Consider the following 12,456-nt stretch of genomic DNA (forward strand, 5'->3'; position numbering starts at 1 on the left):
CACGTTATTCTCTGTATTCACTACTGTATCACCTAATATATGGTACGTATCCTTCCGGTCCTTCGGTCAATTATAATCAGATCAACACATGATCCTTTTATATTTACAATCTCTGCTTCGAAAAAATGATGACGCTCGCGTATCATGCCGATTTTTATTCCATTGCCGGCGATGAAGGTCTTTTCTATTATCTCTCTTGCCTCTGCGGGTGTTTTGACGATCCTTCTTGCCCCATACCATCCCCATCTGGGTCCGAACGGATGGTGTCCGTACACAGGCCTGCATTCGACTCTTCCCTGGTTAAACTGCTGCGCAAACGAAATATCTTCCGTCGTGACCAGGATACAAATCAGGATTATGAATGAGAAACTCGTTTTATACATATTTTTTTTGAAGGAGGGGGCCTCTGGCCCCCTCCATTTTTCGCGCACTGAATTCTGATACCTTTTTATTATACCCTTGACAGGCTTTCCATAACAACTCTGTCAACCGTTCCATTGAAGCAACCCTGCAGCTTCTGCCTCTTCCCGGGTATTTTCACAGTCATACTCGCAACCGCTGCCCGTTGATATCAGCATATACGGCAGGAAAGCCTTTTTGCCTGTCGCTGCAATGCGATCGACTCTCACCTCCTTTCATTCGATAATCCTCCTCTCTTTTATCTTTTATAGAAAGAATATCAAAGGATTATGAAGGTATCTCGAAGGGATTATGAAGAAGTTGTGAATTTTCCGCGTCATGAAGCACTGCTCTGCTTTCCTACGAGAGGCTATTGCTGGGTCAGCGGCAGATAAAGGGAGAATGAAGACCCTTTTCCATACACGCTCTGACACTCGATCCTTCCGCCGTGTGCCTCTGCGAGTTCCTTTGCTATGGTAAGTCCGAGACCCAGCCCACCCTCTAAAGTCTTATAGAATCTTTCAAACACAAACGGCATTTCTTCCTTTTTTATTCCGGAACCCGTGTCTGTGACCTCGATAAATCCCTCTCTCCCTTTCAGGCCAGCCCTTATCAATACAGTTCCTCCTTTTTCTGTTGCCTTCAGGGCATTCATTACGAGATTGATCATAATCTGGCTCAGCTTGTCAGGATCTGCATTGAAAGCAAGCGTATTTTCGCATTTCAATTCGAGTTGAACACCTTTATCGCTGAACATCCTCTTAAATCTCTCCTGAATATTCCCCAGAAAAGGTTTGACGGCAAAAGTTTGCCTCCTCAGTTCAAGAGCGCTCGCCTGCGCCGATGAAAGCTCTTCCAGACCTTCAATGATCTTCTTAAGACGATTATTCTCTTCGTGCAGGGAAAGCAACCGCTCCCTGTCCACCTTTATCAGACCGTCTATCATTCCCTCGAGTTCTCCCTGAATCGCACTCAGCGGGGTTCTGAGTTCATGGGCGATGTTTGAAGTAAGCTTTTTTCTCAGGGATTCCTGCATTTCGAGATTCGCTGCCATCACATTGAATGCCTCTGCAAGTCTGCCGATCTCATCGTTTCCCCGCACAAAAACCCTGCGTTTGATATGCCCTTCAGAGATATCTTTTGCAGCTGCAGTCAGCTGTTGAATGGGATCAGTCAGCTTCTTTGAGAAAACAAGGCCGAGAATTATCGAGAGCCCTCCGATGATGAAGAGTGAATACAGGAGGAATCTGTTTGATCTCATCAGGAAAATCGTCTCCTTACCCTGTCCGACATCAGAGGGAACCTGCTTGATATCGAGCTGCCCTATGCTCTTTCCCCCAAGAAACAAGGGGTAACTGGTATATTCCCTGTCATCAGATGGATTATTCTCATGAGAATACCCTGAGACTGCCATGATTCTTCTCTTCATCATGGGGGACATGGATTCGACGGCAGATTGGGTATTGATCATTTCCTTATTCCCGCTGTCAAATATCCTGATTTTGTAACCGAGCAGTACTGCCCACACGGCTTTCTCCCTCAGGGATTCGGTATTCCATCCGGAGTGTTGCTCATATGAGCCTTCTATGGCCGCCATGATCCGGTATATCCTGTCTTCTGTTTTGCCTTCGAGATATTCTTCGAAATCCTCAATGATCATTTCGCGCAGGAACAGCGATGCTGACAGAGAAATCATGGATACAAAAAAGAGAAGGAGAAGAAACTTTACCCAGAGGCTTTTACTCATCTGCACTGCCGATAAACTTATAGCCCACACCATATACAGTGTTTACAAACAGAGGATTTCTGGGGTCATCTTCTATCTTTTGCCGTATATTCTTGATATGCGCATCGATACTTCGCTCATACCCCTCAAATTGATACCCCAGAGAAGTCTCTACGAGTTCTCCCCTTGAGAAAACCCTTCCGGGGGAGCCCGCAAGAACTGCCAGTATTTTGAATTCGGTGGGAGTGAGGGTAATGAGTTGACCCTTCTTCCTTATTTCATGGCTTCTTGCATCAATGATGAGAACTCCATTATTGAAACTCATCGTGCCCTGCACATCAGCATCATGTCCCTGTGCCCTTTTCAGCACCGCTTTCACTCTTGCAACCAGTTCCCTCGGGCTGAAAGGTTTTACGACATAATCGTCAGCACCGAGTGCAAAACCCGCTACCCTCTCCTCCTCGGAAGACTTTGCGGTAAGCATAATGACAGGGAAATTACCTATTTCTCTCAGTTCCTGGCAAACCGCCTCTCCGCTCATATCAGGAAGCATGAGGTCAAGGATCACGAGCGAAAAGGTTTCCTTCATCGCAAAATCAATCGCTTTCCTGCCTTCCTCAGCAGTGATTACCCTGAAGCCCTCCCCTTCAAGATATACCTTCACAACTTTTGCGATTTTACGGTCGTCTTCAACCACAAGAACAGGGTGTGCCATATCAATAATATTACCATATCCTCAGGGGCCCAAATAAATGCATCGCATTGGCATGATTTCCAATGGCATGATATCTTAAAAAAATTATATCCGGAACTTCTGAAGTCCTGAGATGATGAAATCATCCAGCCTTCGCGAATAGTTTATTTTATAAAGTTATTTACAACTAACTTTTAAATCTTGACATTTACCTGCTGATTTGCTATTTTTTCAATAAAAATAATGACTTTTTGCATTTTAGTAATATTTAACTTTAATTCGGAATAAGGATCTCATAATTTACGGAGGAACAATGAAAAAGAAGACAATCACTTCATGGCTAATGATTGCGGCAGTTATTCTGACCGCCGCTTTCAGTTGGTATGCAACAGCGCAGGCAGCATGTCCCGCAGGAATGATTCATTACTGGCAACTCAATGAAAACAGTCAGCCATATCTCGACTTTTACGGGATAAATAACGCTACCTGCACAAACTGCCCTGCGCCGTCTGCAGGAATCGTCAACGGTTCACAACTATTCAATGCTACATCTGAGGTAAATGCAGCCGATGACGGCACCTTTGACTGGGGCAACTCCCAGAGCTTTTCCGTGGAAGTGTGGATGAAGACTACAGGCTGCTCGGACACCGACGTGCTGGTCGGCAGGGATGACAGCGCCACCCCGGTTCACTGGTGGGTGGGATGCACCAACGGTATCGCAGAAGCATATCTCATCGATACCAACAACAACGGCTACGGCGTGGGGGGAACTACCCTCCTTACCGACAACAGCTGGCATCATCTCGTCTTTGTCAGGAATGCGGCTGCAAACACCATATCTCTCTATGTAGACGGGCAGCTCGAGGATTCGGTCAGCACCGCCTATACCGGAACCTTTAATTCCACCGCCGCCCTCAATTTCGGATGGATCAATCTTGGAGCCGGATACCATTTTGAAGGATACATTGATGAAATAGCCCTTTATAACGGAACCCTTTCTTCCGGCGAGATACTGCAACATTTCAACAACGGGATCAATGGGTTCAGCTATTGCGCTTCCACGGTTACCGGATCTGCCCCGGAAGGCCACGGCACTATATCATGTTCATCACCTGTTGAGTACGGCAATACTGCAACCTGCGCTATCACGCCTGATGCCCACTACCATCTGTCTTCCCTCACTGACAACGGTGCCGATGTACTTTCCTCCGTCGTGAGCGGTCAATATTCAATCAATAACGTGACAATCGATCACGCTGTAGTCGCCATCTTTTCTCTCAACACGTTCACTCTCTCTGCCTCCAGAACCGGAACAGGGAATGGGACAATCACCAGCAGTCCTTCCGGGATATCCTGCGGCAGCGACTGCTCAGAGATTTATCCTATGGGGACGATTGTAACTCTTACCGCAGCTGCTGATCCAGATTCAAATTTCGCAGGATGGTCCGGAAGCGGATGTACAGGCACAGGCACCTGCACTATTACCATAAACGCTGACCGTTCCGTGACAGGAAACTTTACGTTGAAGGACTTCACTCTCTCGGTTTCCAGGGAAGGAACCGGGACTGGTATGATCACCAGCAGCCCTTCCGGGATATCCTGCGGCAGCGACTGTTCGCAGGCATATTTTGCAGGGACTGTCATCACCCTCACCGCACAAGAAGGTCCAAATTCGATCTTCACAGGATGGTCCGGCGGTGGTTGTGCAGGAACAGACACCTGCACCTTTACATTAAACTCCGATCTCGAAATCACCGCACATTTCATATCCGAGAATGACCTGTTCACCCTTGCAATCGAAAAAACAGGCGAAGGGAAAGGATATGTCACGAGTTCTGACAGCCTTATAGACTGCGATCCTTTTTGTTCGGCGCACTATCAATATGGTTCGGAAGTAACCCTTACAGCCGTTGCGAACCAGGGCTCCGTTTTCATGGGATGGTCAGGCGGCGGATGTTCAGGAACAGACTCCTGTACCATTACCATCACTCACGATAATGCGGTAGTCGCGCATTTCGGAATACCGGCAAACCATTTCCTCCTTGAGGTATCTGTAGTTCCCCACAACGGCGGCATTATACGAGGGGACTCCATTAATTGCCCCGGCATATGTTCAATGTCCTACCAGTCAGGATCAGGAGTGGTCCTCTCTGCTGAAGCACAGACCGGCTACTATGCGTTTAGCCACTGGGACGGTTGCGACAGTACTTACGGGAATACATGTTTTGTCATAATGAATTCATATAGAAATGTGAAAGCAAGTTTCCATGTCATGCCGGTCGGGTACGGTCCTGACCTTACCGGAGAATGGAAATCGCTGTCTCAGAAGTGCAGCAACTCATACGATAATATGAAATGTCAGATCAGGGGGAAACTGAAAATCACCAACATCGGCAATCTCAATGCGAAATCTTCCATTGTCAGATTTTTTCTCTCAGAGGATTCCCTCCATGATCCCGGGGATCTCTATCTGAAGAAAACTACATCCGGGAAAATCAGGCAAGGGAAAAGTAAGACCAGGACTCTCAGTTATCGTCTTCCAAAAGGAGAAACCGTTTCCGGGAAGTACATAATCGCCGTCATTGATGCTGATGGCGCAATCCCGGAGATTGAAGAAAATAATAATATTGCTGTCTTCGGACCGCTTCTGTAGGATATGTAATCAGCAAAAACCTCATATGGATCCCCGGCCACAGCCTTTCAATGGCCGGGGCCTTCATACGCTTCATGATGCAATTACCTTCCCCCATCCTTTTTTCCTTCTGTTCCATTTCTCTATCTCCACCGCGAAAAATACAATAGATGACAGCAATAAGGTTATCATAAGTTCATGAAGAGTCAGAGGTTCTGTCTTGAATACCGGATTCAAGAACGGCACATAGATGGTTGCCAGCTGAAGGATGACAGTAAGAATAAATGCTCCAAGAAGGGGCCTGTTTGAAAAAAGTCCGAGTGAAAAAAGTGATTCATTTTCCGAACGTATCGCAAGCACATGTCCCATCTGACTGAAACACAGCACGGTGAAAACCATGGTCTGCCAGTGCCCGATATCTGCCCTGATCGCCCATGCCTGAGTAAAAACCGATATTCCTCCCATAAGGATTCCTACCCATACTATATGAAGCCACATCCCGGTAAATATATTCTCCTTCGGATGTCGCGGCGGTCTCTGCATGATTTTCTTTTCGGCAGGTTCTGCCGCCAGAGCGAGTCCGGGCAGTCCATCAGTCACCAGATTAATCCAGAGTATATGAATGGGGAGAAGGGGGATCGGAAGCCCGATCAGGGGAGCGAGAAAAATAGTCCATATCTCTCCTGCATTACTCGTCATCGTATACCGAATGAACTTCCGTATGTTGTCAAAAATCCTCCTTCCTTCTTTTACTGCCCTTACGATGGTCGCAAAATTGTCATCGAGCAATATCATATGTGCCGCCTCTTTTGAAACATCGGTGCCGGTAATGCCCATCGCAATGCCTATGTCGGCTCTTTTCAGTGCCGGAGCATCGTTCACACCATCCCCTGTCATGGCGACAAATTGTCCTTTATCCTGCAACGCCTTGATTATCTTCAGCTTCTGTTCCGGGGCGACTCTTGCATACAGCCTGATATGTTCCACTTTTTCCTCGAATTCTTCCATCGGCAAATCAGCCAGTTTTTTCCCTGTCATGATTGACTTGACATCATCCCCGATGATTCCCAGCTTCTTTGCGACCGCCCTTGCTGTAACAGGGTGGTCACCGGTAATAACAACCGGCCTGATACCTGCAGCCTTGCAAAGAGTTACCGCTTCCCCTGCTTCTTCACGCGGGGGATCCATCATCCCGGCAAAACCGAGGAGAGTAAGACCAGCTTCCATGTTCTCGGGAACCGCAGCCCCGGGAATGCGGTCCCAGGTTCTCATGGCTATGCCTATTACCCTTAACCCTTCAGCAGCCATCTGTTCGCTTGTCCTTTTTATCTCCTCCGGATCGATATCCTTCAATCCGGAAGACTCGAGCACATTTACCGATTTATCGAGCAAAACTTCAATCGCCCCTTTTGTAAAAGAGATGAATCCGGCACCTTTTTCCGTATCCGGTTCCCCTTGCAGCAAAATTTCATGCACGGTCGTCATGCATTTCCTTTCAGAATCAAAAGGTATTTCAGCGATTCTTGGAAAATTGTGCACAAGCTTTTCTTTCCTGAACCCGGCATCATATGCAGCCCTGTAAAGGGCTGTTTCAGTAGGATCACCGATAATCTGGCCTTCCTTGTCGATGGTTGCATCATTGCTCAGCGCAAGACCGATAAAAAAAGCATCCACGGGGGAGCCGAGATTCAGGGAAGTCTCCGATTCTTCTCCTGCCACCTGCTCAAATCCGTTCCTGACAGTTTCTCCGTTTACATATACTTCCTCAACCGTCATCCTGTTCATGGTGAGAGTGCCTGTCTTATCAGAGCATATATAGGTAACAGAGCCGAGTGTCTCAACTGCAGGAAGCTTTCTTATCAGGGCATTCTGCCTGACCATTTTTTTTGCCCCAAGTGCAAGAGAAATTGTCACTACGGCGGGAAGAGCCTCGGGGATCGCTGCAACCGCAAGCGAAATTGCAGTTAGAAGCATTACAAGGGCAGGCTCTCCCCTCATTATCCCGATCACGAAAATGACCGCACAGATTGCAATAACCGCAATGGCGAGTTTCTGTCCGAAACTCGCGAGTCTCTTCTGCAGAGGTGTTTTAACCTCTGCTTCTTCCTGAAGCATGGTGGCAATTTTTCCGAGTTCCGTCTGCATTCCTGTCGCAACCACAACTCCCTGTCCCCTTCCATACGATACGGTTGTCCCTTTGTAGATCATATTTTTTCTGTCGCCCAGGGGAATCTTTTCATCTTCCAGAAACCCCGTATGTTTTTCGACCGCAACTGACTCTCCGGTAAGTGCCGCCTCTTCTACCTTCAGCTGAGCAGCTTCGATCAGCCTCATATCTGCGGGAACGATTTTTCCTGCCTCAAGGAATACCACATCACCGCTGACAATCTCCGATGTGGAAATTTCTGCGGGATTGCCGTCCCTCATGACAAAGGCAGAGGGTGCGGCCATTTTCTTCAGGGCAGCCATCGCCTTCTCGGCCCGGTATTCCTGGATGAAACCGATAATTGCATTGAGTGCGACAATGACGATGATCGCTATCGTGTCAGAAATCTCGCCGATGATACCTGAGATGAGAGCTGCGACAATAAGAATCATAATCATGACGTCCCTGAACTGATCAAGGAACATCATGAAAGGGGTCTTTTTCTTTTTTTCTTTGAGAACATTCGGGCCGTACTGGCGGAGCCGCCTTGTTGCTTCATCTGATGTCAGTCCACCGGGAGTAGAAACGAGTACATCAAGCACTTCCTGTACGGGCTTCTGGTGCCAGTGCATAAAGATCCTTTTTTGGTAGTTGCGGTATTTTCCGCGCAGGGCAGGACGCATGGATCCTGCCCGCCTGTTTATAATTTACACCGGTTCAGAAAACTGGTGCTGCTCATGTGCTGAGCACCGGTTCAGTTCTTCGTGGGCTTCATCCCTGAATGAGGGGTGTATGCACAAGTTATTTTCCCGTAAACCATTCCTTCATGTGAGAAGCATTGCGCTTCACTCTTCTGAGCATCCTTTTTGCCCAAATAAACTCGCTCGCAAGAATTCCCAGGCCTATCGGAATGACAACAACCGCAGGTCCCGGCAACACAATCATTGCAAGGCCTATCAGGAGCACGGTAAAACCGACAACCATAATTATCAGCTTTCTGGCCTGTTTTATGGTTTTGAGAAAAAGCGGAGTCATGAGATGCTGGACTTTTTCGGTATCATCATTCTCTTGTTCTTAACAATTTTCTGTGCTCCGAAATCAGATATCATGCATTTTTTGTTATCATCCACTTATGTCATTCGGTAATATCAAGGAAGCCGCGCGCTGCAGCAGGGCATGATTTACATTTTTTCAAGGACGAACAGCAACTGTCCCTCAATGACAAAACTGTTGAGTTTCACGCAGATTTCGAGTATATGGGCATCAAAGGGCGCCACTATCGCATTTTCCATTTTCATTGCCTCGAGGTTTGCAATCTCTTCGCCCTTGTGCACAATATCGCCTACTTTAAGGGATCCTCTATCCGGATTGCCGATCCTCCAGATATTTCCGTTAATCGGCGCGCCGATATCATTAATACCCTTCGCCATTTTAATCTCGGCCTTCTTTGCACGTGGGGTTTCAACAGTATATACCCGTGTCTTGTTGTTGACACGCATAACAACATGGATAACTCCCTCATGTTCAGCACCGACAGAGACCAGTTCGAGACTGTAAGGCTTTCCCCAGAGGTCGAAATCAACCTTGTCTCCCTGTCTTTTCAGTCCTTCCCTCCAGACATCTGTCGGAAGCACAAGCGGTGCCTCACCGTATTTTTCCCGGAACTCGATCATATTGAGCGCATCCTTCGGGTGCATGAGATAAAGGATAAATTCTTCTTCCATCGGTTTTCTTCCGATATGTTCGGAAAGTTCATTTCTCAATTTTCCGAGATCATCGTCCTTTACCGAATCCAGAGGAGAAAGATCAGTCCGTTTGCGGACCATCTTTTCCCATTCATCCCCAAAAGTACTTCTGTAGACCCAGTCATGCGGCCATCCCATGGGAAGTTTTCCATAGTGTCCGAGGAGAAGGTTCTTGAAATCTCCGGGTGCATTACTGAAAAGCCCCTGAAGTTCTTCCTGCTCATCCCTGGTCATTGATTTGAATTTCATATTCTTTTCTTCGATGAATTTCGCAAGAAGTTCTATGAGATGCCTGACTCCGGCCTCACCTTTTGCTTTTGCATACTTGTTCACAATACCGCTGCAGGTAACCCAGGTGATCTGTGATCCAGGCGTTACATCAAAATAATGAATAATCTTGTTATAGAGTGACATCACCTTGAGAATGGCTGGCATGTAATGGAGAAATCCCCCTTTTTCAGCCTGTTCGAATGAGCTCGGGAACGCACCACCCGGCATTTTATGGAGGGTTACCGTATGGTCAAACCCCTTAAAGGGAGATTCCGCCCAGTCATAGAAATTGATCCAATCCCGCACTTTCTGGACTGCAGCCTCTGCCTCCCCCCTGTTGATATGCACCGGTATTCCCGATTCTTCGAAATACGCCTGGACACCCAGTATCGGCGAATGTCCGTAAAAACGTACCAGGGAGTCTTCTTCCACATCAAAAATCTTTGCACCTGCTTTCGCGGCCGCAAGCATCGCAGGTATCGCGAGCCCGTCGGTTATATGCCTGTGATAATGAATAACAAGATCAGGAAACTTCTGTTTAATGCTGTCAATCAAATCGCTCACCCGGTTGATGCTGCCGACACCTGCCATGTCCTTAATGCAAAACGTGATCTCATCGGTTCCCCCGCACAGGCTTACAATCTCCTGTACAAGAGACAGGTAGTACCTGTTGGTCGTCCAGTCGGCCATCGTAAACGATACGGAAGGTTCAAACAGTCTCCCTCTTTTCATGATGACTTCCGCAACGGTGCGCATGTTCCTCACATCGTTAAGAAAAGAAAAACATCTCCATACATCAATATCCACTCTCTCAACGACATATTCGATCACGTTCCTGGGATAGGGACGGTAACCCCACATATTGGTTTCGCGTATAAGTGTCTGAAGCAGCACATTCGGCATATTCTGTCTCAGGATCTCGATTTCCTCAAAGGGGCTTTCCTGCCTGTTCATCACGCCGACATGCCAGCGCGCTCCCCCGTGGCATTCCGAACTGAAAAGCCCCATCCTGTTGTAATACGGCGCCAGAGTCGCAAGGTCATAAATGCGATGACGGTTCTTGAAGTCTGACTGTCCCGCATCACGCATTCCCACTGATGTCAGGCACACCCCTTCAAGCCTGCGTACCGCATTGACTATCTCTTTCGGTGACATGCCCGGTCTTACAAAAATATCATCCTTTTTTCTTGCCATATGTCTTACATCCATCCCTGGGGCCCGAGTGCTGATATTTCAGCTACATATCGTGCGATCTTCAGAACCTCATCTTCGCTGTTTTTTTCCTTGAACATCGATACAAGTTCCTCCATATGCTCTTCGATAAAGCGAGTTGAGAACTCCCCTGCTGCAAACGCCGGATGTCTTATGATGCTCAGGAGCAGAGGCGCCAGGGTTTTTACTCCTTCCACCCTGAGATTCCTGCTGAGCGCCCTGTCCATAACGCGTATCGCGTCCTGCCGGTCCGCACCTGCGGTTATCAGCAGCATGAACAGGGAGTCATAGTACGGGGGAATATCTGCGCCCTCATACACCCCGGTTGCGATTCTCACTCCCGGCCCCTGGGGAACCTGGAGACGGGTAATCGTTCCGAATGAAGGACTGAAATTCCTGGGATCTTCAGCGTTAAGCCGTACTTCCAGAGCCCAGCGGTTAGGAAGAATGTCAGCCTGTTTAATGGGCAGTTTTCTGCCCATTGCGACATCTATCATTATACCAACGATATCAAGTCCGGTAATCAGTTCGGTCACACCGTGCTCCACCTGGAGGCGGGTATTGACTTCGAGAAAATAGAACTTCTTGTTCGATGAATCGAAAAGAAACTCGACCGTTCCAGCGGACGTATACCCGATCTCCCGCATAAGCCTGATAGCGGTAAAGCATATTTCATTCCGCAGATCGTCATCGATAGTCGGGGAAGGCGCTTCCTCGACTATTTTCTGGTTTCGCCTCTGAATGGTGCATTCCCGTTCATAAAGATGCACTACATTCCCATGTTGATCCGCGATAATCTGTACTTCGATATGTCTGCCGCGCTCGATATATTTTTCAATCATCACTCTGTCATCACCGAACGATTTCAGTGCTTCTGATCGGGCCTGTGCAAAAGCCTGCGCCAGCTGGTTCTTGTTCTCGACCTTCACCATACCTTTGCCACCGCCTCCGGCAACAGCTTTTATCATGATGGGGAAGCTCACCTTTTCATGCTTCATCCATTTCTTGATCTGCTCGATGCTGCTGACATCAATGATTCCCGGGATGCTCGGGACATTCGCCTTTTGCGCCAGCTTTTTTGCCTGAATCTTGTCCCCAAGGGCTTTGATAACCTGGGGGTGCGGCCCTATCCAGGTCAGCCCTGCATCCATTACCATCTGGGCAAACCTGCTGTTTTCTGCAAGGAATCCCCATCCAGGGTGAATTGCATCAGATCGTGTCTGGATTGCAGCCGCAATCATCTTCTCCATATTGAGATACGATTCAATGGGGGGGGCTTCACCTATATGCACGGCGGTATCTGCCATGAAAACATGGTGGGCAAGCCGGTCCGGGGTGCTGTAAACAGCGGTCGTTGGGATCTTCCTGTCCCTGCAGGTATGCATGATCCTGACTGCAGTAACTCCGCGGTTCGCGATCAGTATCTTCTGAATCTTTTTGCTCATGATGTTCTTCCCTTTCGGAGTAAGGTCTTGACATTTTACCATAAAACAAATACTGAATACCATTACTGTCCGGTTAAAATAGAGCCCCTTGGATAGGAGTGTCCTCGCTTATTTTTAATCTATCAGGCTTTAATGTAAGGATATCTATGATAGCCTTTCTTTCGAAAAGCATTTCTCGTATAACACG

Annotated in this window: 8 protein-coding genes; 1 reads left to right on the top strand and 7 read right to left on the bottom strand. The window is 47.7% G+C overall.

The annotated features are described in order from the left end of the window. Window positions 1-32: 32 nt before the first annotated feature. The 3 genes from AB1552_07520 to AB1552_07530 all read right to left on the bottom strand — a co-directional run bounded on the left by AB1552_07520 (window position 33) and on the right by AB1552_07530 (window position 2,840). Window positions 33-383: a hypothetical protein gene (locus AB1552_07520; protein ID MEW6053619.1), complete on the bottom strand. Its 351-nt coding sequence runs from the start codon at window positions 381-383 to the stop codon at window positions 33-35. 386 nt (window positions 384-769) lie between these two features. Beyond that, the gene (locus tag AB1552_07525) at window positions 770-2,146 is read right to left on the bottom strand and encodes an ATP-binding protein (GenBank protein ID MEW6053620.1); all 1,377 of its coding nucleotides are present in this window, start codon (window positions 2,144-2,146) and stop codon (window positions 770-772) included. Beyond that, entirely contained in the window at window positions 2,139-2,840 is a 702-nt protein-coding gene (locus tag AB1552_07530; GenBank protein ID MEW6053621.1) for a response regulator transcription factor, read from the bottom strand. The genes AB1552_07525 and AB1552_07530 overlap by 8 nt, the downstream gene beginning before the upstream one ends. Before the next feature lie 292 nt (window positions 2,841-3,132). On the opposite strand from AB1552_07530, the gene AB1552_07535 reads away from it, so the two are divergent. Further along, on the top strand, window positions 3,133-5,472 hold the full coding sequence (locus AB1552_07535) for a LamG-like jellyroll fold domain-containing protein (protein ID MEW6053622.1): 2,340 nt from the start codon (window positions 3,133-3,135) through the stop codon (window positions 5,470-5,472). 72 nt (window positions 5,473-5,544) lie between these two features. Here AB1552_07535 and AB1552_07540 read toward each other — a convergent pair whose 3' ends face one another. From AB1552_07540 to AB1552_07555, 4 genes are all read right to left on the bottom strand, one after another. Then, the gene (locus tag AB1552_07540; GenBank protein ID MEW6053623.1) at window positions 5,545-8,229 is read right to left on the bottom strand and encodes a cation-translocating P-type ATPase; all 2,685 of its coding nucleotides are present in this window, start codon (window positions 8,227-8,229) and stop codon (window positions 5,545-5,547) included. A 169-nt stretch (window positions 8,230-8,398) separates the two neighbouring features. After that, window positions 8,399-8,632 carry a PGPGW domain-containing protein gene (locus AB1552_07545; GenBank protein MEW6053624.1) on the bottom strand — a complete coding sequence of 78 codons (234 nt, stop codon included), beginning with the start codon at window positions 8,630-8,632 and terminating at the stop codon, window positions 8,399-8,401. Window positions 8,633-8,778: 146 nt separating this feature from the next. After that, window positions 8,779-10,806: a biotin/lipoyl-containing protein gene (locus AB1552_07550; GenBank protein MEW6053625.1), complete on the bottom strand. Its 2,028-nt coding sequence runs from the start codon at window positions 10,804-10,806 to the stop codon at window positions 8,779-8,781. A 5-nt stretch (window positions 10,807-10,811) separates the two neighbouring features. Continuing rightward, a complete protein-coding gene (locus AB1552_07555) occupies window positions 10,812-12,269 on the bottom strand; it encodes a biotin carboxylase N-terminal domain-containing protein (GenBank protein MEW6053626.1) in 1,458 nt (485 codons plus the stop codon). Window positions 12,270-12,456: the final 187 nt, after the last annotated feature.

Source organism: Nitrospirota bacterium, from assembly GCA_040754395.1.
In the GTDB taxonomy this organism is placed as follows: domain Bacteria; phylum Nitrospirota; class Thermodesulfovibrionia; order Thermodesulfovibrionales; family SM23-35; genus JBFMCL01.

Excerpts from the sequence above, each read along its gene's own strand:
- AB1552_07520 (MEW6053619.1), bottom strand. The coding sequence starts at position 383 with ATGTATAAAACGAGTTTCTCATTCATAATCCTGATTTGTATCCTGGTC.
- AB1552_07525 (MEW6053620.1), bottom strand. The coding sequence starts at position 2,146 with ATGAGTAAAAGCCTCTGGGTAAAGTTTCTTCTCCTTCTCTTTTTTGTA.
- AB1552_07530 (MEW6053621.1), bottom strand. The coding sequence starts at position 2,840 with ATGGCACACCCTGTTCTTGTGGTTGAAGACGACCGTAAAATCGCAAAA.
- AB1552_07535 (MEW6053622.1), top strand. The coding sequence starts at position 3,133 with ATGAAAAAGAAGACAATCACTTCATGGCTAATGATTGCGGCAGTTATT.
- AB1552_07540 (MEW6053623.1), bottom strand. The coding sequence starts at position 8,229 with ATGCACTGGCACCAGAAGCCCGTACAGGAAGTGCTTGATGTACTCGTT.
- AB1552_07545 (MEW6053624.1), bottom strand. The coding sequence starts at position 8,632 with ATGACTCCGCTTTTTCTCAAAACCATAAAACAGGCCAGAAAGCTGATA.
- AB1552_07550 (MEW6053625.1), bottom strand. The coding sequence starts at position 10,806 with ATGGCAAGAAAAAAGGATGATATTTTTGTAAGACCGGGCATGTCACCG.
- AB1552_07555 (MEW6053626.1), bottom strand. The coding sequence starts at position 12,269 with ATGAGCAAAAAGATTCAGAAGATACTGATCGCGAACCGCGGAGTTACT.